Below are 26,392 nucleotides of genomic sequence, written 5' to 3'. Positions count from 1 at the left end.
AAAAATGACGACTTCAATCTTGAAGCCAACCCGCCGTGGATTTTTGGCAGCCAGCGCTGCCTTGGGCGGTGCCGCAATGCTGGGCAGCCGCCCTGCGTCTGCTGCCGTCGATTGGAAAAAGTTTTCGGGCCAGACCATCAACGTCAACCTGGTGAAAAGCCCGCGCAGTGAAACCCTCATCAAATATCTCTCCGAGTTCGAGAGCCTGACCGGTATCAAGGTCAATGCCGAAGCAACGCCGGAGCAGCAACAGCGCCAGAAGACGGTGATCGAACTCAGCACCGGCAAGCCGAGCTTCGATGTTGTGCACCTTAGCTATCACGTGCAGAAGCGTCAGTTCGAAAAAGGCAACTGGCTGGCAGACATCAGCGGGTTCCTCAAGGATCCATCGCTGACCGATGCGTCCTTGACGGAAAAGGATTTCGCCGAGGCAGGCCTGCTGTTCGCCAAGGATTCCAAAGGCGTACTCCGCTCGCTGCCGTTCTCGGTGGATTACTGGATCGTCTATTGGAACAAGGAACTCTTCGAGAAGAAGGGTCTTTCCTATCCGACCACGTTTGAAGAACTGGTCAATGCGGCAGAGAAGATCACCGATCCGTCCACCAACACCTATGGTTTCGTCGCACGCGGTCTAAAGAACGCCAACACGCCGGTCTGGACGTCGCTCATGCTGGGCTACGGTGCGGCACCCATCAATGCGCAGGGCAAGGTCGATACGCTCTCCAAGGAAGCCGTTGAGGCTGCCAAGCTCTATCAGCGATTGATGACCAAGGCAGCACCTCCCGGCGTTTCCGGCTTCAACTGGGCAGAAGCGCAGTCTGCTTTCCTGCAAGGCAAGATCGGCATGTGGTTCGATGGCGTAGGCTTTGCGCCGCCGATCGAAGATCCGCAGAAGTCGCGTGTTGTTGGCAAGACCGGCTATGGCGTCATGCCAAAGGGTCCGGCCGCGCAGGCAGCAGGCACCTTCGGCGATGGTCTCGGCGTCGTAGAAGCTTCGACCAAGAAGGAGGCGGCTTACCTATTCTGCCAGTGGGCAATCTCGCATGACATGGGCGCGCGTCTGTTGCAGGCCGGTGCCGGCGTTCCGTTCCGCCAGTCGATCCTGGCCGATGCCAAGGTCCGCGAAGGCGTGAAGATGCCGGGAGCCTGGCTGGATGCGGTGGCAGGATCTGGCAAGATCTCCAAGCTCGCGCTGCCGGTTGTCATTCCCGTCACCGAGTTCCGCGACATCTACGGTGTTGCTCTCACCAACATGATTGGCGGCGCCGATCCTGCAACTGAACTCAAGAATGCAACAGCGCAGTTCGAGCCGGTTCTGGCGCGAAGCGAGGGATAATGGCATCCGTGAGTATCGAAAACAGCGTTGCTAACGCCAAGCAGAAAAGGAGCAAGCCGTCACGGCTTGCTCCCAACTACTGGCCGTTCGTCCTGCCCGCCCTGCTTGTCGTGTCTGCCGTCATCGTTTTTCCATGGGTCTTCACCCTCTGGATGAGTGTCAATAGCTGGACGCTTGGCCAACCGAGAACATTTATCGGTTTTGCCAATTATGTGCGGTTGGCGCAGGACATGCGCTTCTGGGAATCGCTCTGGCATACCGCGACCTATACGGCGCTCTCGGTCGTGCTGCCGCTCTTCTTCGGAACGCTGGCTGCGCTGATTTTCGATGCCAAGTTTCCGTTCCGTGGGCTTCTTCGTGGTGTCTTCGTCATGCCGATGATGGCGACACCAGTCGCCGTCGCGCTGGTCTGGACGATGATGTTCCACCCGCAGCTTGGCGTTCTGAACTATCTTCTCTCCTTCCTCGGCATCGGACCGCAGGAGTGGATCTACAACCAGTTCACGGTGATCCCCTCGCTGGTGCTTGTGGAGACATGGCAGTGGACACCGCTGGTCATGCTGATTGTTCTGGGTGGTCTGGCTGCTGTTCCGCGTGAGCCTTACGAAAGCGCTGAAATTGACGGCGCCAACGCCTGGCAGAAATTCCGCTATCTCACCATGCCGATGATTGCGCCGTTCCTTATGATTGCCGTCATCATCCGCTCGATCGATGCAATCAAAAGCTTCGACATCATCTATGCGATGACGCAAGGTGGGCCGGGAACCGCATCCGAGACGATCAACATCTATCTCTACAACACCGCCTTTGCCTATTACGATATCGGCTACGGTTCAGCCATGGCGGTTGTGTTCTTCTTCATCATCATTGCGCTTTCCTTCGTCCTGCTCATGGTCAGGCAACGCGCAAACTGGTCCGACATGGAGACGAAGTGATGGCAAAGCGCCTTATTCGACGCAAGACGCTCGATAGTCTGGGCCTGCTATTCGTGGCCTTCATCATGGTGTCGCCGGTCATCCTGTTCTTTCTCTGGATGATCTCGCTTTCGCTCAAATATGAGATCGACAACGGTGCGTATCCGCCCATCCTGTTTCCCGAGAATGTCGCCTGGTCGAATTATCTGAAAGTGTTCGAGGAAAACAATTTCCTCCTCTACTTCTGGAATTCGGTGCTGGTGACCGGAACTGCGACCTTGCTGGCGCTGGTGATCGGCGTTCCCTCCGGCTACGGCATTGCGCGCCTGAAGGCTGAGAAATCTGCCGTCGTCATCATGATTGCCCGTATGACGCCTGGACTTTCCTTCCTCATTCCGCTGTTCTTGCTCTTCCAATGGACAGGGCTAATTGGCACGCTCTGGCCGCAGATCATCATTCACCTCGTCGTCACGGTGCCGATCGTCGTCTGGATCATGATTGGCTATTTCGAAACGACGCCGATGGAACTGGAAGAGGCGGCCAGCATTGATGGTGCCACCCCGTGGCAGGTTTTCCGGCTGGTGGCATTGCCCATCGCCAAGCCCGGCATCGTGGTATCCTTCATCCTGGCGCTGATCTTCTCGTGGAATAACTTCGTCTTCGGCATCGTGCTGGCCAACCGTGAAACCCGCACGCTACCGGTTGCGGTCTACAACATGCTGTCCTTCGAACAGGTCAGCTGGGGCCCGCTTGCGGCTGCCGCGCTCATTGTGACGCTGCCGGTGCTGCTGCTGACGATGTTTGCCCAGAAACAGATTGTGGCCGGTCTCACCGCCGGTGCCGTCAAGGGAGGTTGAGGGCTTGCCGCCCTCCCTCAATTCTCAAATTCAGGAAACGCACATGGCAACCGTCAATATTCAGAACATCCAGAAGCACTACGGCGCGGTGAAGGTCATTCACGGCATCGATATCGATATTGCCGATGGTGAGTTCGTCGTGCTTGTCGGTCCGTCCGGCTGCGGCAAGTCTACTCTCCTGCGTATGATCGCCGGCCTTGAAGAGGTGAGCGGCGGCGAGATCCACATCGGCTCGCGCGAAGTCTCCAACATGCCGGCGCGTGATCGCGACATCGCCATGGTTTTCCAGAACTACGCGCTCTATCCGCATATGACTGTTGCAGACAATATGGGCTTTGCTCTGAAGCTCAAGAAGGTTCCGGCTGCGGAAATCCAGGCCAAGGTCAAGCGGGCCGCCTCAATCCTGGGGCTCGAAGCCCTGCTGGATCGCTACCCGAAGCAATTGTCCGGCGGTCAGCGCCAGCGCGTTGCCATGGGTCGCGCCATCGTGCGCGATCCGCAGGTATTTCTGTTCGACGAGCCTCTGTCGAACCTCGATGCGAAGCTTCGCGTGCAGATGCGCGGCGAAATCAAAACCATGCACCAGCGAATCGGTACCACGACGATTTATGTCACGCATGATCAGGTGGAAGCCATGACCATGGCCGACAAGATCGTTGTCTTGCACGGCGGCTTCATCGAGCAGATCGGCGCACCGCTCGAACTCTATGATCGCCCGGCGAACATCTTTGTTGCAGGCTTCATCGGCTCGCCTGCCATGAACTTCATCGACGGCTGGGTGGAAGAGGGCGTGTTCCGCACCACAAAGGGGCTCATCCTGCCGCTCCCGCAAGCCGTCGCGGAGAAGATGGGTGGCCGGGATCTCGTCTACGGCATTCGTCCCGAACATATCCGGGCATCGACGCAGGGCATCGAAGGCCGCGTGACGCTGGTGGAAGGCACGGGATCGGAAATCTTCACGCGTCTGGATGCCCATGGCGAAGACATCGCGTGTCTTTTCCGCGAACGTTTCGATGTCCGGTTCGGCGATACCGTTTTCATCGAAATCGACCCGTCGAAGGTCCATCTTTTCGACAAGCAGACCGGTCGTCGGATTTAAGGCGCAATGAGCAAGCGCATTCTTTGCGTCGGTGCTGCCGTGCTCGACACCATCTTCCGCGTTCGCGCTCTGCCAAGCGGGGAGGGCAAGATCCTACCTTACGAGATGGTGCAGGTTGCGGAAGGCATGGCCTCCAGTGCAGCCTATGCCATTGTGCGGTTGGGTGGCAGCGCTACACTTCTTGGCGCTGTCGGTGATGATGATACCGGAAGGCGCATCTGTGATGATCTGGCGCAAGCCGGGATTGATACATCGGCCATGACTATTGTGGCCGGTGCGCCTTCCGCCCTATCCACGATACTTGTTGATGATCGGGGCGACCGGCTGATCGTGCCGTTCTACGACCCGCGCCTTCATCACACCATTCCGCAAATCTCCGATGAGATGATTGCTGGCTTCGATGCAGTTCTGGTCGATGTACGCTGGGCAAGGCTTGCCTGTGAAGTGCTACAGGCTGCGCGTCGCGTCGGTATTCCCGCCATTCTGGATGGTGACGTAGCGCCTGTCGAGACGCTTCTCTCGCTGGCTGACGTAGCTGATCATATCATCTTTTCCGAACCTGCCGCCCGCTCACTTGGTCAGGCGAAGGCGGAGACTGACCTGGTGCGGGAGTTGGCGGAGCGTTTTCCGCAGGCGCTGGTCTGCGTAACCTTCGGTGCCGCCGGTGCCTACTGGGTGGAGGGTGCGGAGCTTCACCATCAACCCGCCCTTGAGGTGCAGGCGGTGGATACACTCGCGGCGGGCGATGCCTTCCATGGTGCTTATGCGCTCGCGGTTGCGGAGGGACTTGGCACATCGGATGCCGTTCGTCTTGGTTCGGTCACTGCAGCCCTGAAGTGCACGGTCTTCGGCGGACGAACCGGCATGCCGCTTCGTGATGATGCTGAAAAGGCTCTCCAGCAACTGCCCTCATCGTCTAAGCTGCGGCCTCACTGAATGGTCAGCATGACCAGCGGATCGGCGCCGAACAGCAGCGCGTGACCGCCCGTCAGCAGAAGCAAAAGCGCCGCTGATGTCAGCAACAGCCCGACTATCATTGGTCGGTCGATGCGGGCTTGTGGCTGGATGCGCCATTTCGGCAGGCTTTGCCGGGCTGCACGCTTGTTTTGCAGGCGAATGCCCATCAGTGAGAAACCGGCAAAGCCGCCGAAAAGGACGAGCGAACGCACGTCTCCATTCGCAATCACATGGCCGATGGCCCAGAGAAAAAAGCCCCATAGAACGGGATGGCGGGTCAACCGAAGAATGGCTCCGCAGTCGCCGGTCGGCTTGCGCAATGTGACTGAATAGGGGTTAGGGCTGAGTAGACCTGCAAGCACCAGAAACAGACCGATGGGCGAAAGTACGAAATTGACTGCCGCCTGCCACGCAGCGGGTGCCCATAGCTCGACATAGTCCATTCTCAGGGCCTGGACGAAAAGCCAGATGAGCACAAGCGTTGAGGCGAGGGAGTACAGCACGAGATAGACTGTTCGTCCGAGCAGGCCAATCAGCCGGGACCGAACCTGCGGGCTGGCCGGTATCGAGTGCAGGGCAATGAACAGGCCACCGGCAATCAAAAGTTCTTCCATGGTCCGCGCTTTCCGATGTCGCGCCTACTGCTGAACGAACAACACGCCTGCGATCACGCAGGAAGCCAGGACCGCGATGACCGTGCTGTAGCGCTGGAGGACGCCCATTTTGTAGAGCGCGATTGAAAAGCCGACAATGATCGGCGTCGCAACAACAAGTCCAGTTTGTGCGTCGGTCATGCCCGTTCTCCTGATCCGCAATCTCGTTTCCTGCACACTGCCTTTCTTCACGGCGCTCGTCTTTGTTTCTGCGCAAAGAAGCCGGTCGCTGAAAGACGCATATCCCGATCGATATCTGGCGGATTGCAGGAGACGTTCAAATGGCTGCCATCGATGACATGACGAGTGCAGATGACGCCGATGGCGGCTTATTGCTCTGGCTTCTGGTCTGGAGCGAACTCGCCGTCTTCTCCATCCTGATCTGTGGCTTTCTTTTTCTGTCGCTACAGCAACCGGAAGCGTTCGAAATGGGAAGGCGGCATCTCGGCACCGGCCTTGCCAGTTTCAACACGCTGATCCTGTTGACCAGCGGCTGGCTGATGGCTGAGGCGGCGCGTGCCGATGAAGATCGAAAGCGTCGCAGATGGCTGGTGCTTGCGGCACTCTTCGGCTTTGTCTTCGTTGCTGTCAAACTCTTGGAATACGCAAGCGAGATTCCGTTCTCTCAAGAGCCGGGCCTGCAGGGCTTCTTCGAGATGTATTTTCTCGTCACCGGCTTCCATCTTGCGCATGTCGCTTTTTTGCCCGTTCTCATGCTCCTTTCCGCAGTCCGCCCCAAGGCGGAAACGGCAGGCGCACTGGCCACCTTCTGGCACGTGGTGGATCTGGTGTGGCTCGTCCTCTTCCCCGTTCTCTATCTGGTGTAATCATGCGAAAACAGGCTGATCACTGGCTGTTTGGAGCGGCCCTCTGGCTGCTCCTTCTTGCCATCATCGCGTCGCTCATCATCGTGCAATGGCGCCACAGCGCCCTGCCGGTTGCTGCAATCGCTGCCGTTCTCGGGCTCACAATCCTGAAAGGGCGCATCGTCATCAAGCACTACATGGACCTGCGCAACCCGACACTGACACTGGCGCTCACGTCATGGGTTGGCCTGTTTGCCCTTGTGGCGCTTGCCAAGGCTCTCGCGCCGGTTCTGTTTCATTGAGAACAGATCACCTTCCGGCATTTTGTTTGCACTTTCACAAAGAATGAAGTGCCGCTCTCAGGCACTTCTCGTCCCGAAGGCTGATGCGGCTTCAACCGCATGACGCCTGAAACAATCCGGCTCCGTTGCAGCATGACGGAGCGCGAGAGGGACAGGATATGTCGGAACATCTCACCAAAACCGGAGCGCGGAACGTCTTCTACGGCGGATCCGCCTTCTTCTTTGCCATCTTTCTGGGGCTGACGGCGCACAGCCACTATTACATGCGCACCACCTCCACGGACGAGACAACGCTGACGGCGGCTGTCGCGCGCGGCAAGCACGTCTGGGAGAAAAACGCCTGCATCAATTGCCACACGCTTCTGGGGGAAGGTGCCTATTTCGCGCCTGAACTCGGCAATGTCTGGACCCGAATGGGTGGAGACAAGGATGTTGAATCCACGCGCGACACATTCAAGGCGTGGATGGCTGCCCAACCCTCCGGCATCGAAGGTCGCCGGCAGATGCCGCAGTTCAACCTGACGGATCAGGAAGCGAGTGATCTGGCGGAATTCCTGCGCTGGGCCAGCAAGATCAAGACGCAAAAATGGCCGCCGAACGAAGCCGGCTGACCGTCACTCCAGAGGACATCATCATGAAATATAAAACACAAAAGGTCGCGCTGTTGTATTTCTACGGTGCACTCGGCCTGTTCATCGCCCAGGTTCTGTTCGGCGTCCTGGCAGGCACCATCTATGTTCTGCCGAACACGCTTTCCGTTCTTTTGCCCTTCAATATCGTGCGCATGGTTCATACGAATGCGCTGATCGTCTGGCTGTTGATCGGCTTCATGGGCACCACCTACTACCTGCTGCCTGAAGAAGCGGAGACGGAGCTTTACAGCCCGAAGCTTGCCATTGCGCAGTTCTGGATTTTCCTGATTGCCGCTGCCGCCGCCGTGGTGGGCTATCTCTTCCACATTCACGAAGGCCGTGAATTTCTGGAGCAGCCGTTTGCGATCAAGATTGGCATCGTCATCGTTTGCCTCATGTTCCTGTTCAACATCACGCTGACAGTGCTGAAAGGCCGTAAGACGGTGGTGACGAATATCCTGATCTTCGGGCTCTGGGGTGTGGCGATCTTTTTCCTGTTCGCCTTCTACAATCCGGCCAATCTGGCGCTGGACAAGATGTATTGGTGGTACGTCGTCCATCTGTGGGTCGAAGGCGTGTGGGAACTCATCATGGCGTCTGTTCTCGCCTTCCTGATGATCAAGCTGAACGGCATCGATCGTGAAGTGGTGGAGAAGTGGCTCTATGTCATCGTCGGTCTGGCGCTCTTCAGCGGCATTCTCGGCACCGGCCACCACTTTTACTGGATCGGCGCTCCGGGCTACTGGCAGTGGATCGGCTCGATCTTCTCAACGCTGGAAGTTGCTCCCTTCTTCACCATGGTTGTCTTTACATTCGTCATGACCTGGAAGGCAGGGCGCAAGCACCCGAACCGTGCCGCCATTCTCTGGTCGCTGGGTTGCTCGGTCATGGCCTTCTTCGGTGCCGGTGTCTGGGGCTTCCTCCACACGCTGTCATCGGTGAACTATTACACGCATGGAACACAGGTCACGGCTGCGCACGGCCACCTCGCCTTCTTCGGGGCCTATGTCATGCTGAACCTTGCCGCCATGGTCTATGCGGTGCCGGAACTTCTGGGTCGCCAACCCTATAACCAGATGCTCTCCATGGTCAGCTTCTGGATCATGTGCACGGCCATGTCCGTCATGACCTTCGCGCTGACCTTTGCGGGCGTGCTTCAGGTGCATTTGCAGCGGGTACTCGGCCAAAGCTACATGGATGTGCAGGACCAGCTGGCGCTGTTCTACTGGATCAGGCTTGGCTCCGGCATCTTCGTGCTGATCTCTGCCATCATGTTCATCTGGGCCATCTTCGTGCCCGGGAAGCAGCGCGTCGCTTCAGCCGCTTCGCTCCAGCCAGCAGAATAAGCGCATCCCAGCCTCAGGCCCTGCCTAATCCTGCAGGGCCTCTCCCCTCACACAGGACATTGCACGATGACGATCCATCAGAAACTGCGCGGGGTCACGCTCGCTGACATACCGCCCTACATTCCAAACGGGAACGAATGCCAATTGTTCGAAATGGCATGGGTGCGGCAGCTGCCGTTGCTTCTCAAAGGTCCGACTGGTTGCGGCAAGACCCGCTTCGTCAGCCACATGGCAACGCGGCTCGGCCTGCCGCTGACAACGGTTTCCTGCCACGACGATCTCGCCGCTGCGGATCTTACCGGGCGCTATCTGCTCAAGGGTGGTGATACGGTCTGGGTGGATGGACCGCTGACGAAATCAGTGCGCGAAGGCGGCATCTGCTATCTCGATGAGGTGGTCGAAGCCCGCAAGGATGTCGCCGTCGTGCTGCATCCCCTGACGGATGACCGCCGCATTCTGCCTTTGGAGCGCACCGGTGAACAGCTGGAAGCGCCTCCCGGCTTCATGCTCGTAGTGTCCTATAATCCCGGCTATCAGAATATGCTGAAGGCGTTGAAGCCGTCGACGAAGCAGCGCTTCCTGTCAATCGAGTTCGATTTTCTGCCGAAGGCGCAAGAGATTGCAGTGGTCGCCGTGGAAAGCGGTCTGGATGAGGCCCGCGTGGCACCGCTGGTAGAGCTTGCGGCCAAACTTCGCCGCCTCAAAGGTCATGATATCGAAGAGGGTGTCTCGACCCGCCTTCTGGTCTACTGCGCCTGCCTGATCGATAGCGGAATGCCGGTGCGCGATGCGGTGCGCGCTGCCATCATCGAACCGCTGACGGATGATGCGGATGTGAAACTGGCGCTGACGGAAGTCGCCCATAGTGTGATTGTCTGAGGCTGCCATGTTCGAGTTTCTGGAACTGGAAGAAAGCGTCGGCAAGTTCTGGCACCGCCTTGTGGGACAGACCTCGAGCATGCCGCGCTACCCGGATCAGGCCGTCACCTTCGACGAGGTGAAGCCGTATCTCGCAACCTGCTTTCGCGCCTTCGGCGGAGAGCTTACCGCGCAATTGGGCCCCGCCCATGCCCGCACGTCTTCCCACCGGCTCAGGCTTCGTCAACTCGTCGGGCTGGGTGAGGAAAAGCTTGCCTGGGCTGCGCGAGGGGAGGGGGCAATGGCCCTGCCGCCTGTCATCGACATTTTTCCGGAACGGGCGCTCAACCGCGATCTCTATATCTGGCTGGTCGCCTATCTGGCCTTGATGCCGTCAGGTGGAGTGGAGCCGGGTGATCCCCTTCAGGCAGATCTTGCACGTCTTGATCTGGCCTCTGCCACGGTACAGCGAGTTTTGAACGCTTTTCCCGGCTTGCGGCACCGTTACGCCGCGCTTTGCCGTGCTGGCTTGGCCGTGCGTCGCAGAGCGGTGCTTCCGCCCGTCGAAAAGCTGGTTGAAGCGCGCGCCATGGCCCTGCTTCGTCGGGCCGCAGGCTTGGCCGATGAGATTATGCCCGCCATCTTTCCGGCACAGGCACCCGTCGGTTACCAGCCTTTGCTGTTGGTGCCACTTTGGCCTGTTCATGATCTGCGGCCGGAAGCATCTTCTACTGCTGAAACTGGCGATGAAGACGGCAGCACCGCCGCTGCCGCCGCAGATGGCGCCGGATTCTTTCGCGGTGAACGTGAAACCGAGCAGCGGAAAAGCGATCGCAGTCCCTTCATTCTGAACCGCTTCGAGAAAATTCTCGCCATGGCGGAAATGGTCAATGTCAATCGTCCGACCGACGACAGCGATGACAAAAACGATGATGCCAGCCGCGATCTGGATGAAATCCGGCTCGGTAGACGCAAAGAGCGGCCTTCCGCAAAGTTTCGCTTCGATCTGGATTTGCCGCCGGAAGCGGTGGACACAAGTACACTTGAGGCTGAGATCACTTACCCCGAATGGAACTACCGCAGCTTGAGCTATATGCCGAATTATTGCCGCGTCATTTCAGGCCCTGCGGCGCTTTCAGAAACCTCTGAGCCACAAACGGCAGATATGCGCGATCTCGTGCGTCAGGTGCGGCGTCAGTTTGAAATTCTCAGACCCCGGCATGAAATCCTGCGGGCGCAGGTGGACGGCTCGGAACTGGATCTTGATGCGGTGGTGCGCATGCGCGCTGATCTGGCATCGGGAGGGGACGGCGGAAACCGCATCCATCTTCTCTCGCGCCCCAGGGGACACGACCTTGCGGTGACGCTTCTGGTGGATGTATCGCTGTCCACTGATGCCTGGTTTGACGATCATCGTGTGCTGGATGTGGAGAAGAAGGCGGTGCGTGTTCTGGCGCATGGCTTGAGCGCTTGCGACACCCGTTATTCGATCCAGACTTTCACCTCACGCCGCCGCGATTGGGTGAAGATCGAGACGGTCAAGGCGTTTGGTGAAACCATGAACTCGGATGTCGAGCGGCGGATCGAGGGCTTGAAGCCCGGCTATTATACCCGCATCGGAGCCGCCATCCGCCATACTCATGCCGAACTTGTCAAACAACCGAACCGCCGCAAGCTGCTTCTGATCCTGACCGATGGCAAGCCGAACGACATCGATCATTATGAGGGGAGGTTTGCACTGGAGGATTCCCGCAAGGCCATCGCTGAAGCCCGACGAGCGGGAACCAGTGTCTTTGCCGTCACCGTTGACAAGGACGCTCGTAGTTATCTGCCTGCCATGTTCGGGCGCAATGGCTTTGCCATCGTCGGCAATATCAGCAAGCTTCCGCAGTCGCTTCCGGCAATCTACCGCTCGCTGACCCGATAAAATGCGCTGCTGTTTGTCGCGCAACAACGAAGGCAGCCTGCCGCCTCTCTAGTCTCAGGATGCGAGTTCATTCCTGCGCAGAATTTCCTTCATCATGAGGCTCTCACATGAATACTACCCCCATTCAGGAAGTTGATGTTCGTCTGCTTCCTCCCCGCCAACGTCACCCGATCATCTTTGGTTTGCTGGGCGATCTGGCTCCTGGCGATGCGCTGCATGTGGCCAGCGACCATGATCCGCAGCCGCTACATATGCAGATCGATAGCCGGTATCCGGATCTTTTCCGTTGGAGCTATCTCGAAGCCGGGCCGGATGTCTGGCGGGTTGAAATCCGGCGGCAGGCGGGCGGCGGCTGTGGCTGCTGCTGCGGCCACTGACTTCTGACGCATTAAGGAGTGTCGTTTCATGCAGGGCGCATCCATTTCGCGCTGGACCATGTCCTATTTCGCATGCGCCCTGATCTTCCTCCTGATCGGGCTCTGTCTGATGGCGGCAGGCTTCGGCTTCCCGCAGGAAATCTGGCAGGACCCGGCCACACTCATCACCGTCCATACCATTGCCCTTGGCTGGCTCGGACTGCTGTTCTGCGGCGCTCTTCTGCAATTCGTGCCGGTGCTGGCATCGCAGTCCTTGCGTTTTTCATCTTGCGCAGCCCCGGCCCTGCTGCTGATTTTGGCGGGTCTGACCCTCCTTCTGTCAGGCTTTGCCTCACTAGGAGGATTTATCGATGCGCCCCCGGTCATGCTGCCAGCGGGTGGCCTGCTGCTGTGCCTCGGCCTAGGATTGGTCGCCCTCATGTGCGGTGCCACTCTCGTGCCGTTGTCGCTCAATTCACTGCCGGGTGTCTTCGTGCTGACAGGGCTCGCAGCCCTCACTGCCACTCTGCTGCTCGGCCTCTGCTTCACGCTCGTTCTTTCGAGTGTGTCAGCGCTACCTTGGCTGATTGCGCTCACCGCCTTTGCGGTTCCCATCCATGCGGGCTTCGGTTTAGTTGGCTGGATGGGAGTGACGGCGATCGGCGTCAGTTATCGGCTGTTTTCCATGTTTCTTCTGTCGCAGGATGGTGGGCGCGGTTCGCGCCTTGTCCTTGCTTTCACGCTGCTTGCACTGCTGTGCCTGCTTGCTTCGCTTGTCATCGCCGCTGGAGCTATGACCCTTGCGGCCTCGGCATTTGCTGCCATCGCTGCCGCCATCTATGCGCGGGATGTCATCGCCATCGCGAGAACCAGAAGACGCAAGAAGATAGAATCCAACATGTTCGCCAGCCTTGTGGCGCTGGACTTTCTGCCGATCGGGCTAGGCCTTGTCGCGCTTGATGCGCTGGCAGATTTTCCTCGCCCGTTGGCCATGACCGGCGTTTATCTGCTCGCCATGGGGTGGCTGTCAGGACTTGGACTGGCGCAACTCTACAAGATCATTCCGTTTCTCACCTGGCTGGAGACCTATGGCCCTGCCATGGGCAGGGGGCCGGTGCCGGCGGTGCAGGATCTGGTACGCGAAAAGCCCGCGTGGCTGGCCTTTGCGGCGTATTTCGTTGCTGTCTGCGCCGCTGCCATTGGGCTTGCAGCGGATTGGCCAATGCTGTTCAGGACCGCTTCCGGCGGAACGGCTTTCTCTGTCTTGATCCTGATCATCGAATTCATCCGGGCACGCAGGTTATTCTACGTGCCACTTGCTCTCAAACTCCCAAAGGGCGCGCAACGCCCCCTTCTTTTCATTGCAACCGCCAGACAGGAGTGATGCCATGGCACAGGATTTCGCAGAACTGGACGTGCGTCCACTGCTGGCGAATGGGGTTGAACCTTTCCCACGGATCATGAGCGCCGTGGAGGCGCTTTCCCCGCAGCAAGGCTTGCGGTTGCTGGCACCTTTCCGGCCAGAGCCGCTGTTCAATGTGATGCGCAGGCGAGGCTTCAGCCATCAGGTGCGGGAATTGGGTGGTGGAGACTACGAGGTCTGCTTCCTGCCTGTGGCGGCAAGTGTGGCCCATTCCCAGGATGCCGAAAGCGCCGATATCTGGCCCGAAGCCGTGCTGGAACTCGACCTGACGGATCTCGACCCTCCCCAGCCGATGGTTCGAATCCTGGCCGAACTGGAAGAGATGCAGCCGGGCGAGGTTCTCTTTGCCCTTTTGTCGCGAGAGCCGGTCTTCCTGTTTCCGGAGCTACAGCGGCGCGGCCACCAATGGGTTGGCAATCACGATGAAACCGGCACCGTGTTTCGCATGCTGGTCAGGCGGGGGGAGGGGAACCGCGATGTCTGAACCTTTAGTCAGTCAACTTATCGAGCAAAGCCTCTGCGCGGTCATGGATCCCGAAGCGGCCATGAGCATCGTCGATCTCGGTCTTATCTACAAGATCGAGATGCGTGGTGAACGGCAGGCGCATATCCTGATGACCACGACCGCCCGTGGCTGCCCGGCGGCAGGATTTCTGACAGAAGCTGTGCGTCACCGTTTGCTGGAACAGGGGCATGTGGATGCTGTTGATGTTGAACTGACCTACGAGCCACCGTGGAACTCCTCAATGATACGCGTCTGAAGGCTTCATTCCTCACAATAAAATGCCGCACCTCCCATAGAAGACGCGGCATTTTCTATGGATCATTTTTAGGCTCAGCGGTGCAGCGGCTGCCTGCGTTTGAAGACCAGCATCGGACCATATTCAACCAGATACAGCCCGAGAGCCGTGAGCCACAACAGTCCCGCCAGCCCGTAGATCTCAGGCAGGTAAGCGGGAAAAAGCGTTGAAAGCGGCCGCACGAGTGCGCAGAGGAACAATGCAGCGTAGCTGATGCACGTCATGCGCGACGCTTTCAATACGCGACCTGTGTGGCCACGGGTGGCGCGTGTCATCACCGCCAGCATCATGGACGTGATCGTTCCGACTGTCAGGATATGCAGTGCCGCGGTCGGTTCAAGCAGATTCAGCGCCGCGCCTGCAATCGCAAAAAAGCCGAGCGCCACAAAGGCATAGGCGATGTGGAGCACAACCACGATTGGATCGCGGGATGTCGTCCAGCCGCGCCACCGGATCAGCCGCACAATGTGCATGTCTGCGGCCAGGACGGCGAAGACCGCCGTTGCAAGCGCAGTCGGAGCGGCGACCCACAGGCCAAGGGCTGGCAAGCTCAACAAGATTGCGGCTTTATCGAAGCCATTGAACGGTGTCGGGAAATCCGTGCGGCCCTGCTTGTTCAGCCAGTTGCGGGTAAAGCTTGGCAAGATCCGTCCGCCGATGATGATGATCAGCATGACATAGGCCGAGACGGCAAGGCGCGCGGAATGATCCGGTCCCTGCCATAGAATGACTTCGAGATGGAAGCAGAGATTGGCGAGGGTTAGCGCGGCTACACCGGCAAGAATCTTCAGATCCGCCCATTTGCGTCCGGCGATGATTTCACGGGCGCAGATGAAGAATAAGGCCGGAAGAAAAAGAGCCTCAAGCACTGCTGCTGGAAGCGCACCTACCAACGGAACCAGCGAAAGCGAGAGCCGCCCGATGGCCCAGAGACCAAAAAGACCGGCAAGAGGCAGACCCGAGACGGGCAGCCTTCCCGTCCAGTTCGGAATAGCTGTCAGCAAAAAGCCGGCGAGAACTGCTGAACCGAAGCCGAAAAGCATTTCGTGGGCGTGCCAGGCTTTGAGCCCATAATCCCCGGCGACCTCGATCGTCCCTCTCAGCACCAGAAGCCACAGGGCCATGGTGATGAGGGCCCAGATGACGGCTCCCAGAAAGAAAGGTCGAAACCCGTAGGAAAACAGTGTGAGCTGGTTGGGAGAAAGGCCGCGGATTGTTCTGGTCGTGCCAGCATCCGCATTATGTGCTGCATGTGTCATGTGATTGCTCCTGAAGGTGAGAGCAATGCTAATATTCTGGCGCGTCTGTTCTTTGCGCAATGACAATTACAGGGAAGAAATAGATCGAGCTTGTTGTTTTGGAGCAAAGAGCGACGGTTCGAATTGGCTTTTTATCTGTGTCGAAGAACGGCGCTGTTCCGTTCCACACAGGAGATCAAGTCGATGCCCAGAAATTTTGAACTGACCAGACGTTCCATGTTGGGCGGTGCCGCATTCGCCAGCGCAATCGTGCCGCTGGTTGCGGCCACGGCGACGAAGGCCGCAAACCCCACCGTCACGGTTCCACACAAACCGGACCTCTCCAAGCTTGAGCGCGTCAAGCTTGCATTGATTAAGCCTCCCTTCGTTCACCCGCACCCTCAGAAGGCTGAAGGTGCGCCCAAGATCTACGAAGTCACCCTGACGATCGAGGAAAAGAAGATCGTCGTCGATGATGCCGGAACGGAAGTTCATGCCATGACCTTCGATGGCTCGGTCCCTGGCCCAATGATCGTGGTCCATCAGGACGATTATGTTGAGCTGACGCTAGTCAATCCCGATACGAACACGTTGCAACACAACATCGATTTCCATTCAGCAACGGGTGCGCTGGGTGGTGGCGCCTTGACTGTCGTGAACCCGGGGGAAAAGGCAATCATGCGCTTCAAGGCAACGAAGGCTGGCGTCTTCGTTTACCATTGCGCACCTCCCGGCATGGTTCCGTGGCATGTCACCTCGGGCATGAACGGTGCAATCATGGTTCTGCCGCGTGATGGCCTGAAGGATCACAAGGGGCAGTATATCAGCTATGACCGCGCCTATTACGTCGGCGAGCAGGATTTCTACGTTCCCCGCGACGCAAATGGCGAATACAAGAAATACGAAAGCCACGGCGATGCCTATGCCGATGTGCTGGAGGTCATGCGGACGCTGACGCCAAGCCATATCGTGTTCAACGGTAAGGTGGGGGCGCTGACCGGCGAGAACGCCCTGAAGGCCAAAGTCGGCGAGAAGGTTCTGATCCTCCATTCGCAGGCCAATCGCGATACGCGCCCGCACTTGATCGGTGGGCATGGGGATTATGTCTGGGCAACCGGCAAGTTTGCCAATCCGCCGGAACTCGATCAGGAGACGTGGTTCATTCCAGGCGGTGCCGCCGGGGCCGCGCTCTACACGTTCCAGCAGCCGGGCATCTATGCCTACGTGAACCACAATCTTATCGAGGCATTCGAGAAGGGTGCTGCCGCCCATTTCAAGGTCGAAGGTCAATGGAACAATGACCTGATGACCGCGGTGCTTTCGCCCAACACGCATTGACCGACTATCCGACATCGACATCGCTCTCCGCATCTGGTGTGGAGAGCCTCAAGGTTAAAACAGGTGCGGCATGACCACCGGAACAAGCTCGATCAGATCTATTGCCCTTCCCGCAATCCTGCTTGTGGCCTTGTCCGGTGGCGTGGCCTCACAGGTGAAAAGCCTGACCTTCGCTGCCAGAGATAGCAGCGTAAAGACATCACCGACGATCTCGGTTCTGCCGCACGAATTCTCTTACCGGCAGGATGGCGAGTTCTATCGCAACGGCTTTGCGGTCGATGGACCCTTGCTGAAAGTGGAAGGCACAGGCATTCCGCTGAACATCATGAAATATCAGGTCAGCGAAGCGGACTATGAACGCTGTGTAGAAGCACGGCGCTGCAAACCTGCGGATCGCTCCGCGCCAGCGCGTAGCAGTTTCCCCGCCACCGGCATGAGCTTCGATGATGCGACGGCCTATGCCGCCTGGCTGAGTGAGGCCACGGGCGAGCAATGGCGTCTGCCAACTGATCGGGAAATGGCCATGGCGGCAGGAGAGAAATTTCCCGACGATGCGCTGGGCGTGGATACTGATACCACCAATCCCGCCATTCGCTGGCTTGCCGATTATGATCGTGAAACACGGCGCAAACCCGTGGATGCACGCCCGCAGCCAGCCGGTTCGTTTGGTGAAGCGGAAAGCGGGCTCGCGGATTTTGCAGGCAATGTCTGGGAATGGACCTCCACCTGTCACAGGCGCGTGGAGCTTGGCGGCAATGCCGGTGCCACAAAGCAGGATGTGGCCTGCGGCGTCTATGTGACGGTGGGCAGGCATCGCTCTCCCATGAGTTCTTTCGTGCGCGAACCGAAATCCGGTGGCTGCGCGGTGGGAACACCCCCCGCAAACTTAGGCTTTCGTCTTGTGCGGGATGAGCCATGGCTTGCCCGCTTACGGCGACATCTGCCCGACTGGATTTGATCTCTGACAAATCGCACTCATACCTGCATGCTAATGTGCTCCGACTTTGGGCCCTTTGGGGTCTCAGCCGGGGGAACGGTCGTGGTAAAAATTGACAAAAGCGTTCTTCGCTCATTCGCTCTTTTCGAGAAAATGCCCGATGTGGAAATCGAAGAACTGCTTTCGCGCGCTACCACACGACGGGTGCCTTCCGGTGAGGCGGTTTTCGAGCAGGGCGCACCTGCCTCGCATTTCTTTCTGCTGCTGAACGGTCGGTTGAAGGTTACACAGGTGACACCAGATGGTCAGCAGATCATCGTGCGCGTCGTGCATCCGGGCGACCTGTTCGGCTTTGCAAAAGCGTTGCGAAGGCCTGATTACCCCGGCACCGCGCTTAGCGTCATCGAGAGCCTCACGGTTTGCTGGCCGACCGATCTCTGGCCGCATTTCATCGATCGTAGTCCCGTCCTGGCAGCGAGTGCGTTGAACACCATCGGTGCGCGTCTGGAGGAGGCGCATACGCGAATTCGAGAAATGTCGACCCAGGAGGTCGAGCGTCGCGTGGCGCATGCCGTTCTGCGGCTGACCAAACAGGCGGGGCGCGCAGCCGAAGGCGGTATCCGCATCGACTTTCCGATCACACGCCAGGACATTGCGGAAATGACCGGCACCACTCTTCATACGGTCTCGCGCATCCTCAGTGCCTGGGAAGGTGATGGTCTTGTAGAAGGCGGGCGCCAGAAACTGACGGTTCGTGATGTGACTCGCCTTCAGGCTCTCGCCGACAGTGCGAAGCTTTGAGCGCAGTGGCCCGATCCTTCCTGCTCTTTGCCATTGCGCAAAGACGGTTCTGACAGCCCAGCTATTCTCTTGCCATTCAAGGTCGCAACCGACCTTCCTGAAGGAGTAAGACAATGAGCCCACGAATTTTCTCGCTGTATGCCGCAGCTATCACCGCGACAATCGCCTTTGCCGGTCTGGTAAACGCTGCCGAACATCACGTTCAAATGCTGAACAAGGGCACGAACGGAGCCATGGTTTTCGAACCGGCCGCCATCAAGGTAGCACCCGGCGACACGGTGATTTTTACCCCGACGGACAAAAGCCATAACGCGGAAGCGGTGGCAAATCTTATTCCCGCAGGAGCGCAGGCCTTCAAGGGCAAGATGAATGAAGAGGTCAAGGTGACGCTTGATGTGCCAGGCGCCTATGTCGTCAAATGCGCGCCGCATGTCGGCATGGGCATGGCAGGTGTCATCGTTGTGGGAGAGGCACCGGCAAATCTGGCCGCCGTGAAGGCGAACGATCTTCCCAACAAGGCGAAGGCTCGCGTTTTGGCCGGGCTCGCGTCGCTCGGTCTTTAGGGAGCCTACCTTGGTGAAAGGCTGTGCGCCCGCAAGCCTTTCACCGCTGGCCTGCAGCAGCTCCCCAGATGCTGCAGGCTTTTTTGACTTCCATACAGTAGCCTATGTCCGGCCAATTGCGCTTCACTTGATATTGCCGAGTACCCGCAATGTCAGACGAAGGAGGGGCCCCCAGGGTGGACCCAGCTTTTCAAACATGTTGATTCTGCCGACCTTGTGGACCGCGCGGGCGTGACTGAACCGACGAAACCCATCCCTGCCGTGATAGGCGCCCATGCCGCTTGGTCCAATTCCGCCGAAAGGCAAATTCTCCATGGCGTAATGCAGCAAGGTACCGTTGACGGTCACGCCGCCTGATTTGCAATTGCCGATGATCTTTGACTGCATCTCTCCACTGTCGGTAAACAGATAGAGAGCAAGCGGCCGTGGCTTCGAATTCACGAAAGCAATGGCCTCATCCACTGTGTCGTATGGGACAACAGACAGCACAGGCCCAAAGATTTCTTCCTGCATCAGCAGGCCGTCGCGCGGCGGATCAACCACCAGTTTCGGGTAAAGCATCACGCGATCGGGTGTCTCTCCGGCATACTGGACAACCCGTGCTCCCGCGGCTTCTGCCTCTTGCACAGCATTCCTGAGACGCATCAGATGTCTTTCGGAAATGATGGATGTGTAGTCTCGATTGGATGCAGGGTTCGGATAGGCTTGTGCCACGTGGTTCATGACAGCATCGACAAACTGGTCAACGCTATGGCGGGGCACGAGCGCGTAGTCTGGCGCGATGCAAGTTTGGCCCGCATTGATGAACTTGCCGAAGCTGACGGAGCGAGCTGCGGCGTCGATCGAAAAATCCTCGCAGACAATGGCTGGAGATTTTCCTCCGAGTTCGAGTGTGACCGGCGTGAGGTTGTCCGACGCTGCGCGCATGATCGATCGACCGACCTCGGTCGATCCGGTGAAGAGCAGATGATCGAACGGCAGTCTTGCAAAGTCCTGAGCGATCGAAACATCTCCCAGGACAACGGAAACCTCATCCGCGGCAAAGTTTTCGGAAATCAGTTTCGCCAAAAGATCCGAAAAGCTGGGCGTCTGTTCCGATGGTTTGACCATGACCCTGTTGCCTGCCGCCAAAGCATCCGTCAGCGGCGCTATTGCAAGCGCAAGCGGATAGTTCCAGGGCGCAATGATGCCCACGACACCCAGCGCTTCGTAGCGAACCCATGCCCTTGACGGCTGGAATGCCAGATCGATCTTCCGCCGCTCCTCTTTCATCCAGCGCGCCAGATGCCGTTTTGCATGGCGAATCCCGCGGAGTAACGGCAGTATCTCCAGAAGCTTGGTTTCCGTATCCGACCGCCATTTGAAATCGGAGGATATCGCTTTGCAAAGCGCTTCCACATTGTCAGAAAGTAGTTTTTCCAGTCGACCAAGCCTGTCGATGCGTTCCGAATAGGTCGCGTCGGGTCCCGTCCGCGAGGCAAGATGCATCGATTGAAAGACCTGCTGAAACTCTGCCACTAAACTGCCTCGTCAAGAATGAGAGCGGCCGCCTTTTCGCCAATCATGGCGGACGGCGCCTGCGTATTGCCGCTGATCAGGGTCGGCATGATGGAGGCATCTGCCACCCGAAGTCTATCCACGCCCCGAACCTTGAGTGTCGGGTCAACGACAGACCTCTCATCCCCTCCCATACGGCAGGTGCCGACCGGGTGATAGATCGTATCTGCATGTTCACGGACGAATTGTTTCACCTGAGTCTCATTCGTGAAATCGATCGGATAGAGTGGACGTGATGCGGGACCGGCAAGGGGAGGCGCCTCGACAATGTCATGCACGATCCGGGCGCCCCTCACGAGAAGGTCCAGATCTCTCTCGTCGGAAAAGAACCGTGGATCAATGAGAGGTTTACTACCAGCGCGACCGGACGAAAGGCTCACGCGACCGCGACTCTCGGGTCTCAATACACAGACATGGAGCGCATAGCCGGTCGCGACATGCATTTTTCGCGCATGGTCGTCCACCAGACCAATACAGAAATGCAGCTGCAGGTCTGGTCGGTCGACCTCCGGGCGGCTGCGAACAAATCCTCCAGCCTCGGCAACGTTGCTGGTCAGCAACCCTGTCCTCTTCCGGTACTCAAAAGCGGCCTTGGCGATATTGCCGAGCGCCTTTGGCGTGTAACCCACAAGTCCGTCCAATCGGGACAGGATGTTGGCAGTATAATCCACATGGTCCTGCAGATTTTCGCCAACATCCGGGGCATCGTACACGACGTCAATGCCATGAGACCGCAGAGCGTCTCCTGGTCCGATGCCGGAGAGCTGAAGAAGGTGTGGCGAGCCAATGGCACCGGCGGATAGAATGACCTCACGCCTGGCCCGTATCACGGTTTCTTTCCCGCCTGACCGGATCTTTACGCCAACGGCTGTCCGTTGCTCGAAGACCACGCTCTCAACCTCGATATTCGTCATCACCTGCAGGTTTTGCGGATAGGGGGCGGCACCGAGATAGGCCTCTGCAGCATTGAAGCGTTTGCCCTGATGCTGAAAGACCTGATAGAGACCGACGCCTTCCTGATCTGCGCCGTTGAAGTCTTCATTAAGTGGAAATCCGCAGTGCTTTGCCGCTTCCAGAAAGGCGTAAGTCGCGGCTCCGGGCGCTGTGAGATCTGTGATACGCAGCGGACCGTCGCCTCCGTGATGGTCGTCCGAGCCTCTGCTGTTGGTCTCGCCTCTTTTGAAGAATGGAAGCACGTCCGCCCAGCCCCAGCCTCTGCACCCAAGGGCCGCCCAGTGATCGTAATCCTGACGCTGCCCACGAATGTAGATCATGGCGTTGATCAGGCTGGAACCACCGAGGCCACGGCCACGGGGCACGTAACCTTTGCGGTTGTTCATGCCCGGCTGCGGGATCGTTTCGAATGCATAGTTCTCGGGGTTTCTCCAGGGAACACGCGTCGCAAGACCCAAGGGAATCTGAGAAAACAGCGATGGATCTGAGCCACCTGCTTCGATCAGCACGACCTGCGGCGCATGTTTCGATTTTGCCAGGCCCGCGGCCAGCGCACACCCCGCCGGACCCGCTCCGACGATAATGAAATCGGCAATCGTCATGTCTTGTCCCCCACCCCGAACAGACACTAGCAAAATTGACGCAGGCGTCAATTCTGATTGCCTGATCCGAGATTGGCTATGCCGCCGACAAGAACGCGAACCAGTAGAACGCTGGCTGTGAAGATATCTGCCTCCGCCTCGTCACGCGATTGCAGAAGAAGTTCGAGACCATTGGCCACTATCAATGTTGCGATCTGCTTCAGTTCACCCTGTCCGAAGCTGTTGTTGGGAAGCGTGCGCTGCAGATCGAGGATGAGGTCATCGACGATGCCGGTGGTGGCCGAGAGTTTGAACAGGTAGGAGCGGATGTGGTGCTGGTTGCGTGCACAGAAATCGAGCGCATGCTCAATCCCGAGAATGAATTCCAGAAAACCGCGATAGCTGGATTGCAGCATCGCCTCCAGTTCCGTTTCCTTCCCGCGAGCCTCGTTGGATCGCCTGCGGATCTCCGTTGTCAGGTCGGCCAGTAGCTCCTGGAAAACGGCTTCCCGTGTTCCGTAATAATTATAGAAGGTTCCAATGGAAATACCGCTGTGAGCAACGATGTCGCGCACAGTGGATCCGTCCAGCCCATGATGCGCGAAGACATACCAAGCCGCCTGCTTGATCGCGTCGCGATTGCGTATCCGTTTGGCTTCGAGCTTGGAAGACGTCTTTGGCTTGCTCGCGCTTTCCATCATGATCCCGGTCACGGAAGATAGGTCTGCTGAAAACCACCTGCAGATGGTTGCTTATAGCTTTCCATGCTCGATGCGGGGAAGTACGTATCGCGAAAACAGGTCCGCTTCCGCAGCGTGAGGGTAGCCGGACAGAATGAAGGCTTCGATGCCTGCTTGCTGATAGGCCTTCAATTTGGCCAAAACCTGATCCGGATCGCCGACGATCGCAGCGCCACATCCGGACCTTGCCCGACCGATCCCGGTCCAGAGGTTGTCCTCGACATAGCCATCATTTGCCGACTGCTCACGCAATTCGGCCTGACGGCGAACGCCCACCGATTGGCTGTCCAGTGATTTCGCACGAATTGCAGCGCCGGTGGCATCATCCAGTTTCGAAAGCAGCCGGTCTGCAGCTTCGCGCGCCTCAATTTCAGTTTCGCGCACCACGACATGGACGCGATAACCGAAGCGAAGCGTGCGGCCCTGGCCTTTCGCGCGCTCTGTAAGATCGCTGATGACATCCTTTACGGCCTCCATGCGGTCCGGCCACATGAGATAAACATCAGCGCCGACTGCCGCTGCATGACGCGCATCTTCGGACAGGCCGCCGAAATAGAATTGCGGGCAGCGTCCAGAAAGCGTGGAAATACGCGGTGGCTCTACCTTCAGCTTCCAGAAGGTCCCGTCGTGATCAACGCTCTCTCCGTTCAGGAGCGATCGCAGGATCGTCATCGCTTCGATCGTTCGCTGATAGCGAGGCCCACTGGCCAAGGCCTCTCCCGGGAGATCACTGGAAATGATGTTGATAGCCAGGCGACCGCCCGCCATCCGGTCTATTGTCGCAATCTGGCGCGCAAGCTGGGCGGGCCATGCTTCCCCCATACGAAGCGCCATCAACAGCTTTATCCGCTGGGTCAGAACAGCCATGGCCGATGCAAAGGCCGTGGTATCTATGCCAAGCGCGTAACCGGAAGGCAGAAGAATGTTATCGAAGCCACCGCTTTCGGCCTGAAGAACGATATCCCGACAGTGCTCGAAGCTGGACTGCAGCCTTGGATCAGGAACGCCAAGGAACTGGTAATCGTCATCGCATAACGCGGAAAACCAGGCGATCTCACAGGCCTTCGTCATTCAAGTCAGTCCTTCATTCCCAAATAACGTATCTTCTGCTTTTAAAAACGGGCAATCTTCAGATGAAGAAAAAGCGATCCGCATGGTCCGGCAATTTTGATATGATATTTCAAATCACTGCCGACATGCGGATTGGAAGCGTCGGAAACGCGCAGCCAGATGAGACGGATCGGGCCAGCCTCACCACGCAAGCACTGCCTCAACTGCGCACAACGCCTTTTTTCAGAACGATGTTGCCGTACAGGCGTGTTTCTCCGGTCTGAATGATCGCAAAGCACTGTTTTGCCCGTGCGTAAAACGCGTGGCGCTCCAGAGTGCCGCACTGTCCACGGTCACCCACGATAGCCCGCAGTTCCTGCACGGCAGGCGGAACTTCATCCGGATTGCCAACGACCTCCATGGTGACGGCCGGAACCTCGACGAAATCATCGAGTGGCATAACAGAAAGAACCGCTTCCGTCGCCCTTGTGACGCTGATCCCGTCCAGCCGCACGAGCCGCTGGGCATTCGTCGTTCCCGGAAAATTCGCGTCGACGATGGCAATTTCATCGCCATGGCCCATCGCCCTGAGAATATGTAGCAGATCTGGCGAGAGCAGTGGGTCGATATTGATCAGCATGTCATCCTCCTCGACGCGGTCGATGGACTGATGCATGACCACGGGGACAAAGCGTTACCGATAGCGACCGGTCTCCGTCAAGTATATGATTAGACGCTGCTCAACAGCAGGCTTGTTTCGCTGTTCGAAACCCCTTCGATCATCCTGACTTCACGAAGGACGCGATCGAATTCCCCCAGATTGGCGGCACGAATCTGCGCTACGAGATCCCAGTTGCCGTTGGTGGTGTGCAGACTGTTGATTTCCGCAATGCCGCGCAGCTTCCGGATAACCTGCCCGGTCGACTTGCCTGTGACTTCGATCATCATGATGGCCTGAACGCTCTGGGAATCGAACTCCTCCCTGACGCGCACTGTGAAGCCCAGCAGTATGCCCGACTCTTGAAGCCGATCGAGGCGGTTCTGAACAGTGCCTCGCGCCACATCCAGCAACTCGGCCAGTTTCGATAGGGATGCGCGTCCGTCGATCCGCAATTGTGCAATCAATTGGCGATCGAGATCGTCTGGAATGTAATGCGGCCTGTTCATCAAAATGTCCGTTCAGCTAAGTTGGTAGATCAAATTGCCCAATTCGCTATCGGTTTCAACACAAACTTGATCTTTTCTATAAATTTGGCAACGGGCACACTCATACTCAGGTTCAACCAATGAGGTGAATATGTTGCTCGCTCCATCGAAAAAGGCCCTCGTACCGTTCGTCAGTGTCGCCAATATGATGCGACTGGTTCATCATGTCGGGGTAGAGGTCTTCCTGAAGGAGTTGACGGACGCAATAGAAGCCGACTTTGCACGTTGGCCGGAATTCGACAAGACGCCGAGACTTGGCTCGCACTCCCATGACGGTGTCATCGAGTTGATGCCGACATCTGACGGTCAGATCTACAGCTTCAAATATGTGAACGGTCATCCGAAGAACATGGCGCAGGGTTTGCAAACCGTCACGGCTTTCGGACTTTTGGCCGATGTCGCCACGGGTTACCCCGTCCTGCAAACAGAGATGACTGTACTGACGGCTCTGCGCACAGCCGCAACCTCTGCCATGGCAGCCAGACATCTGGCGCCGAAATCTAGCCGGACAATGGCGATCATAGGCAACGGCGCTCAATGCGAATTTCAGGCACTCGCCATGCGTGCCGTACTGGGCATCGAGAGCGTTCGGCTTTTCGATATTGACCCTAAGGCGACTGAAAAAGCCCTCCGCAATCTTGCGGGCAGTGGCTTGGAAACGGTTGCATGCACTTCGGCTCAGGCAGCCATTGAAGGTGCTGATATCATCACGACCTGTACTGCCGACAAAGCCTTTGCAACCATCCTGACCGACAACATGGTCGGCTCTGGCGTGCACATCAATGCGATTGGTGGAGATTGCCCCGGCAAGACCGAACTCCACCCGGATATCCTGAAGCGGGCGGATACGTTCGTCGAATATCCTCCGCAGACCTGGATTGAAGGCGAGATCCAGCAGATGCCGAAAGACTATCCCATTACCGAACTTTGGCGTGTGGTGACAGGTGAGACAGAGGGACGCCGTGATCCACGCCAGATCACGCTCTTCGACAGTGTTGGCTTCGCCATCGAAGATTTTTCAGCGCTTCGATATGTTCGTGAGAAAATCCGCGACACCCAGTTCTTCGAGGAACTGGACATGATTGCCGATCCTGACGATCCACGCGATCTGTTCGGCATGCTCAGCCGGGCGGCGGGTTGACGCCGCGCGCCTGAGACCCT

The 26,392-nt window shown here is 57.8% G+C and carries 29 protein-coding genes; 20 read left to right on the top strand and 9 right to left on the bottom strand.

The genetic code is table 11. The annotated features are described in order from the left end of the window. Nucleotides 1–4: 4 nt before the first annotated feature. Genes MUU53_RS05530 through MUU53_RS05510 form a run of 5 tightly spaced genes read left to right on the top strand, consistent with a single transcriptional unit; the run spans nucleotide 5 to nucleotide 5,142 of the window. Entirely contained in the window at nucleotides 5–1,336 is a 1,332-nt protein-coding gene (locus tag MUU53_RS05530; RefSeq protein ID WP_247259999.1) for an ABC transporter substrate-binding protein, read from the top strand. Further along, nucleotides 1,336–2,271 carry a carbohydrate ABC transporter permease gene (locus MUU53_RS05525; RefSeq protein ID WP_247259998.1) on the top strand — a complete coding sequence of 312 codons (936 nt, stop codon included), beginning with the start codon at nucleotides 1,336–1,338 and terminating at the stop codon, nucleotides 2,269–2,271. The genes MUU53_RS05530 and MUU53_RS05525 overlap by 1 nt, the downstream gene beginning before the upstream one ends. Before the next feature lie 14 nt (nucleotides 2,272–2,285). After that, nucleotides 2,286–3,107: a carbohydrate ABC transporter permease gene (locus tag MUU53_RS05520; RefSeq protein ID WP_183898045.1), complete on the top strand. Its 822-nt coding sequence runs from the start codon at nucleotides 2,286–2,288 to the stop codon at nucleotides 3,105–3,107. Between the two features lie 43 nt (nucleotides 3,108–3,150). Beyond that, nucleotides 3,151–4,206 carry an ABC transporter ATP-binding protein gene (locus MUU53_RS05515; RefSeq protein WP_247259997.1) on the top strand — a complete coding sequence of 352 codons (1,056 nt, stop codon included), beginning with the start codon at nucleotides 3,151–3,153 and terminating at the stop codon, nucleotides 4,204–4,206. Between the two features lie 6 nt (nucleotides 4,207–4,212). Beyond that, nucleotides 4,213–5,142, top strand: a complete 930-nt coding sequence (locus MUU53_RS05510) for a sugar kinase (protein WP_247259996.1) — start codon at nucleotides 4,213–4,215, stop codon at nucleotides 5,140–5,142. Here MUU53_RS05510 and MUU53_RS05505 read toward each other — a convergent pair. After that, nucleotides 5,136–5,777: an NnrU family protein gene (locus tag MUU53_RS05505; RefSeq protein WP_247259995.1), complete on the bottom strand. Its 642-nt coding sequence runs from the start codon at nucleotides 5,775–5,777 to the stop codon at nucleotides 5,136–5,138. The two genes, MUU53_RS05510 and MUU53_RS05505, sit on opposite strands and share 7 nt — an antisense overlap. A 24-nt stretch (nucleotides 5,778–5,801) precedes the next feature. After that, nucleotides 5,802–5,957 carry a hypothetical protein gene (locus tag MUU53_RS05500; RefSeq protein ID WP_247259994.1) on the bottom strand — a complete coding sequence of 52 codons (156 nt, stop codon included), beginning with the start codon at nucleotides 5,955–5,957 and terminating at the stop codon, nucleotides 5,802–5,804. A 140-nt stretch (nucleotides 5,958–6,097) separates the two neighbouring features. Here MUU53_RS05500 and MUU53_RS05495 point away from each other — a divergent pair, with 140 nt between their 5' ends. The 10 genes from MUU53_RS05495 to MUU53_RS05450 all read left to right on the top strand — a co-directional run bounded on the left by MUU53_RS05495 (nucleotide 6,098) and on the right by MUU53_RS05450 (nucleotide 14,227). Then, nucleotides 6,098–6,643, top strand: coding sequence for a cytochrome c oxidase subunit 3 (locus MUU53_RS05495; RefSeq protein ID WP_247259993.1), 546 nt, complete (start codon nucleotides 6,098–6,100; stop codon nucleotides 6,641–6,643). Nucleotides 6,644–6,645: 2 nt separating this feature from the next. Continuing rightward, nucleotides 6,646–6,924 (top strand): hypothetical protein, encoded by a 279-nt coding sequence (locus tag MUU53_RS05490; RefSeq protein ID WP_247259992.1) that lies wholly within the window; start codon nucleotides 6,646–6,648, stop codon nucleotides 6,922–6,924. 158 nt (nucleotides 6,925–7,082) lie between these two features. Further along, on the top strand, nucleotides 7,083–7,535 hold the full coding sequence (locus tag MUU53_RS05485) for a c-type cytochrome (protein WP_247259991.1): 453 nt from the start codon (nucleotides 7,083–7,085) through the stop codon (nucleotides 7,533–7,535). Between the two features lie 23 nt (nucleotides 7,536–7,558). Next, a complete protein-coding gene (locus MUU53_RS05480; protein WP_247259990.1) occupies nucleotides 7,559–8,902 on the top strand; it encodes a cbb3-type cytochrome c oxidase subunit I in 1,344 nt (447 codons plus the stop codon). 66 nt (nucleotides 8,903–8,968) lie between these two features. Further along, nucleotides 8,969–9,781: a CbbQ/NirQ/NorQ/GpvN family protein gene (locus tag MUU53_RS05475; RefSeq protein ID WP_281435001.1), complete on the top strand. Its 813-nt coding sequence runs from the start codon at nucleotides 8,969–8,971 to the stop codon at nucleotides 9,779–9,781. 7 nt (nucleotides 9,782–9,788) lie between these two features. After that, a complete protein-coding gene (locus MUU53_RS05470; RefSeq protein ID WP_247259989.1) occupies nucleotides 9,789–11,687 on the top strand; it encodes a nitric oxide reductase activation protein NorD in 1,899 nt (632 codons plus the stop codon). Between the two features lie 107 nt (nucleotides 11,688–11,794). Next, nucleotides 11,795–12,064: a DUF2249 domain-containing protein gene (locus MUU53_RS05465; protein ID WP_247259988.1), complete on the top strand. Its 270-nt coding sequence runs from the start codon at nucleotides 11,795–11,797 to the stop codon at nucleotides 12,062–12,064. Between the two features lie 28 nt (nucleotides 12,065–12,092). Continuing rightward, nucleotides 12,093–13,427 (top strand): hypothetical protein, encoded by a 1,335-nt coding sequence (locus MUU53_RS05460; RefSeq protein WP_247259987.1) that lies wholly within the window; start codon nucleotides 12,093–12,095, stop codon nucleotides 13,425–13,427. A gap of 4 nt (nucleotides 13,428–13,431) precedes the next feature. Continuing rightward, on the top strand, nucleotides 13,432–13,950 hold the full coding sequence (locus MUU53_RS05455) for a DUF2249 domain-containing protein (RefSeq protein ID WP_247259986.1): 519 nt from the start codon (nucleotides 13,432–13,434) through the stop codon (nucleotides 13,948–13,950). Next, nucleotides 13,943–14,227 carry a metal-sulfur cluster assembly factor gene (locus MUU53_RS05450; protein ID WP_247259985.1) on the top strand — a complete coding sequence of 95 codons (285 nt, stop codon included), beginning with the start codon at nucleotides 13,943–13,945 and terminating at the stop codon, nucleotides 14,225–14,227. The genes MUU53_RS05455 and MUU53_RS05450 overlap by 8 nt, the downstream gene beginning before the upstream one ends. Before the next feature lie 74 nt (nucleotides 14,228–14,301). Here the strand turns inward: MUU53_RS05450 and MUU53_RS05445 are convergent, their stop codons facing one another. After that, on the bottom strand, nucleotides 14,302–15,525 hold the full coding sequence (locus MUU53_RS05445) for an NnrS family protein (protein ID WP_247259984.1): 1,224 nt from the start codon (nucleotides 15,523–15,525) through the stop codon (nucleotides 14,302–14,304). 183 nt (nucleotides 15,526–15,708) lie between these two features. On the opposite strand from MUU53_RS05445, the gene nirK reads away from it, so the two are divergent. The 4 genes from nirK to MUU53_RS05425 all read left to right on the top strand — a co-directional run bounded on the left by nirK (nucleotide 15,709) and on the right by MUU53_RS05425 (nucleotide 19,143). Next, nucleotides 15,709–16,842 carry a copper-containing nitrite reductase gene (gene nirK / locus MUU53_RS05440; RefSeq protein WP_247259983.1) on the top strand — a complete coding sequence of 378 codons (1,134 nt, stop codon included), beginning with the start codon at nucleotides 15,709–15,711 and terminating at the stop codon, nucleotides 16,840–16,842. A 70-nt stretch (nucleotides 16,843–16,912) separates the two neighbouring features. Beyond that, on the top strand, nucleotides 16,913–17,800 hold the full coding sequence (locus MUU53_RS05435; protein WP_247259982.1) for an SUMF1/EgtB/PvdO family nonheme iron enzyme: 888 nt from the start codon (nucleotides 16,913–16,915) through the stop codon (nucleotides 17,798–17,800). A 33-nt stretch (nucleotides 17,801–17,833) separates the two neighbouring features. After that, complete coding sequence (locus MUU53_RS05430) at nucleotides 17,834–18,580, top strand: Crp/Fnr family transcriptional regulator (RefSeq protein ID WP_247259981.1); 747 nt, start codon at nucleotides 17,834–17,836, stop codon at nucleotides 18,578–18,580. Between the two features lie 113 nt (nucleotides 18,581–18,693). Further along, nucleotides 18,694–19,143, top strand: coding sequence for a pseudoazurin (locus tag MUU53_RS05425; protein ID WP_247259980.1), 450 nt, complete (start codon nucleotides 18,694–18,696; stop codon nucleotides 19,141–19,143). Between the two features lie 123 nt (nucleotides 19,144–19,266). Here MUU53_RS05425 and MUU53_RS05420 read toward each other — a convergent pair whose 3' ends face one another. The 6 genes from MUU53_RS05420 to MUU53_RS05395 form a co-directional block, all read right to left on the bottom strand. Next, a complete protein-coding gene (locus tag MUU53_RS05420) occupies nucleotides 19,267–20,661 on the bottom strand; it encodes a coniferyl aldehyde dehydrogenase (protein WP_247259979.1) in 1,395 nt (464 codons plus the stop codon). Next, a complete protein-coding gene (locus MUU53_RS05415; protein WP_247259978.1) occupies nucleotides 20,661–22,256 on the bottom strand; it encodes a GMC family oxidoreductase in 1,596 nt (531 codons plus the stop codon). Before MUU53_RS05415 ends, MUU53_RS05420 begins: the two co-directional genes overlap by 1 nt. Before the next feature lie 47 nt (nucleotides 22,257–22,303). Then, a complete protein-coding gene (locus tag MUU53_RS05410; RefSeq protein ID WP_156379362.1) occupies nucleotides 22,304–22,948 on the bottom strand; it encodes a TetR/AcrR family transcriptional regulator in 645 nt (214 codons plus the stop codon). 39 nt (nucleotides 22,949–22,987) lie between these two features. Then, entirely contained in the window at nucleotides 22,988–24,046 is a 1,059-nt protein-coding gene (locus MUU53_RS05405) for an LLM class flavin-dependent oxidoreductase (RefSeq protein WP_247259977.1), read from the bottom strand. 199 nt (nucleotides 24,047–24,245) lie between these two features. Next, entirely contained in the window at nucleotides 24,246–24,665 is a 420-nt protein-coding gene (locus tag MUU53_RS05400; protein ID WP_062557196.1) for an RbsD/FucU family protein, read from the bottom strand. 89 nt (nucleotides 24,666–24,754) lie between these two features. After that, nucleotides 24,755–25,192: an Lrp/AsnC family transcriptional regulator gene (locus MUU53_RS05395; RefSeq protein WP_247259976.1), complete on the bottom strand. Its 438-nt coding sequence runs from the start codon at nucleotides 25,190–25,192 to the stop codon at nucleotides 24,755–24,757. A 130-nt stretch (nucleotides 25,193–25,322) separates the two neighbouring features. Here MUU53_RS05395 and MUU53_RS05390 point away from each other — a divergent pair, with 130 nt between their 5' ends. Beyond that, nucleotides 25,323–26,372, top strand: coding sequence for an ornithine cyclodeaminase (locus tag MUU53_RS05390; protein WP_247259975.1), 1,050 nt, complete (start codon nucleotides 25,323–25,325; stop codon nucleotides 26,370–26,372). Nucleotides 26,373–26,392: the final 20 nt, after the last annotated feature.

Source organism: Affinirhizobium lemnae (genome assembly GCF_022968395.1).
GTDB classification, from domain to species: domain Bacteria; phylum Pseudomonadota; class Alphaproteobacteria; order Rhizobiales; family Rhizobiaceae; genus Neorhizobium; species Neorhizobium lemnae.
This window is presented reverse-complemented; position numbering and strand designations above follow the sequence as displayed.

What these genes read in the sequence shown, in the direction of transcription:
- MUU53_RS05530 (WP_247259999.1), top strand. Translation starts at nt 5, where the DNA reads ATGACGACTTCAATCTTGAAGCCAACCCGCCGTGGATTTTTGGCAGCC.
- MUU53_RS05525 (WP_247259998.1), top strand. Translation starts at nt 1,336, where the DNA reads ATGGCATCCGTGAGTATCGAAAACAGCGTTGCTAACGCCAAGCAGAAA.
- MUU53_RS05515 (WP_247259997.1), top strand. Translation starts at nt 3,151, where the DNA reads ATGGCAACCGTCAATATTCAGAACATCCAGAAGCACTACGGCGCGGTG.
- MUU53_RS05510 (WP_247259996.1), top strand. Translation starts at nt 4,213, where the DNA reads ATGAGCAAGCGCATTCTTTGCGTCGGTGCTGCCGTGCTCGACACCATC.
- MUU53_RS05505 (WP_247259995.1), bottom strand. Translation starts at nt 5,777, where the DNA reads ATGGAAGAACTTTTGATTGCCGGTGGCCTGTTCATTGCCCTGCACTCG.
- MUU53_RS05500 (WP_247259994.1), bottom strand. Translation starts at nt 5,957, where the DNA reads ATGACCGACGCACAAACTGGACTTGTTGTTGCGACGCCGATCATTGTC.
- MUU53_RS05495 (WP_247259993.1), top strand. Translation starts at nt 6,098, where the DNA reads ATGGCTGCCATCGATGACATGACGAGTGCAGATGACGCCGATGGCGGC.
- MUU53_RS05490 (WP_247259992.1), top strand. Translation starts at nt 6,646, where the DNA reads ATGCGAAAACAGGCTGATCACTGGCTGTTTGGAGCGGCCCTCTGGCTG.
- MUU53_RS05485 (WP_247259991.1), top strand. Translation starts at nt 7,083, where the DNA reads ATGTCGGAACATCTCACCAAAACCGGAGCGCGGAACGTCTTCTACGGC.
- MUU53_RS05480 (WP_247259990.1), top strand. Translation starts at nt 7,559, where the DNA reads ATGAAATATAAAACACAAAAGGTCGCGCTGTTGTATTTCTACGGTGCA.
- MUU53_RS05475 (WP_281435001.1), top strand. Translation starts at nt 8,969, where the DNA reads ATGACGATCCATCAGAAACTGCGCGGGGTCACGCTCGCTGACATACCG.
- MUU53_RS05470 (WP_247259989.1), top strand. Translation starts at nt 9,789, where the DNA reads ATGTTCGAGTTTCTGGAACTGGAAGAAAGCGTCGGCAAGTTCTGGCAC.
- MUU53_RS05465 (WP_247259988.1), top strand. Translation starts at nt 11,795, where the DNA reads ATGAATACTACCCCCATTCAGGAAGTTGATGTTCGTCTGCTTCCTCCC.
- MUU53_RS05460 (WP_247259987.1), top strand. Translation starts at nt 12,093, where the DNA reads ATGCAGGGCGCATCCATTTCGCGCTGGACCATGTCCTATTTCGCATGC.
- MUU53_RS05455 (WP_247259986.1), top strand. Translation starts at nt 13,432, where the DNA reads ATGGCACAGGATTTCGCAGAACTGGACGTGCGTCCACTGCTGGCGAAT.
- MUU53_RS05450 (WP_247259985.1), top strand. Translation starts at nt 13,943, where the DNA reads ATGTCTGAACCTTTAGTCAGTCAACTTATCGAGCAAAGCCTCTGCGCG.
- MUU53_RS05445 (WP_247259984.1), bottom strand. Translation starts at nt 15,525, where the DNA reads ATGACACATGCAGCACATAATGCGGATGCTGGCACGACCAGAACAATC.
- nirK (WP_247259983.1), top strand. Translation starts at nt 15,709, where the DNA reads ATGCCCAGAAATTTTGAACTGACCAGACGTTCCATGTTGGGCGGTGCC.
- MUU53_RS05435 (WP_247259982.1), top strand. Translation starts at nt 16,913, where the DNA reads ATGACCACCGGAACAAGCTCGATCAGATCTATTGCCCTTCCCGCAATC.
- MUU53_RS05430 (WP_247259981.1), top strand. Translation starts at nt 17,834, where the DNA reads ATGTGCTCCGACTTTGGGCCCTTTGGGGTCTCAGCCGGGGGAACGGTC.
- MUU53_RS05425 (WP_247259980.1), top strand. Translation starts at nt 18,694, where the DNA reads ATGAGCCCACGAATTTTCTCGCTGTATGCCGCAGCTATCACCGCGACA.
- MUU53_RS05415 (WP_247259978.1), bottom strand. Translation starts at nt 22,256, where the DNA reads ATGACGATTGCCGATTTCATTATCGTCGGAGCGGGTCCGGCGGGGTGT.
- MUU53_RS05405 (WP_247259977.1), bottom strand. Translation starts at nt 24,046, where the DNA reads ATGACGAAGGCCTGTGAGATCGCCTGGTTTTCCGCGTTATGCGATGAC.
- MUU53_RS05400 (WP_062557196.1), bottom strand. Translation starts at nt 24,665, where the DNA reads ATGCTGATCAATATCGACCCACTGCTCTCGCCAGATCTGCTACATATT.
- MUU53_RS05395 (WP_247259976.1), bottom strand. Translation starts at nt 25,192, where the DNA reads ATGAACAGGCCGCATTACATTCCAGACGATCTCGATCGCCAATTGATT.
- MUU53_RS05390 (WP_247259975.1), top strand. Translation starts at nt 25,323, where the DNA reads ATGTTGCTCGCTCCATCGAAAAAGGCCCTCGTACCGTTCGTCAGTGTC.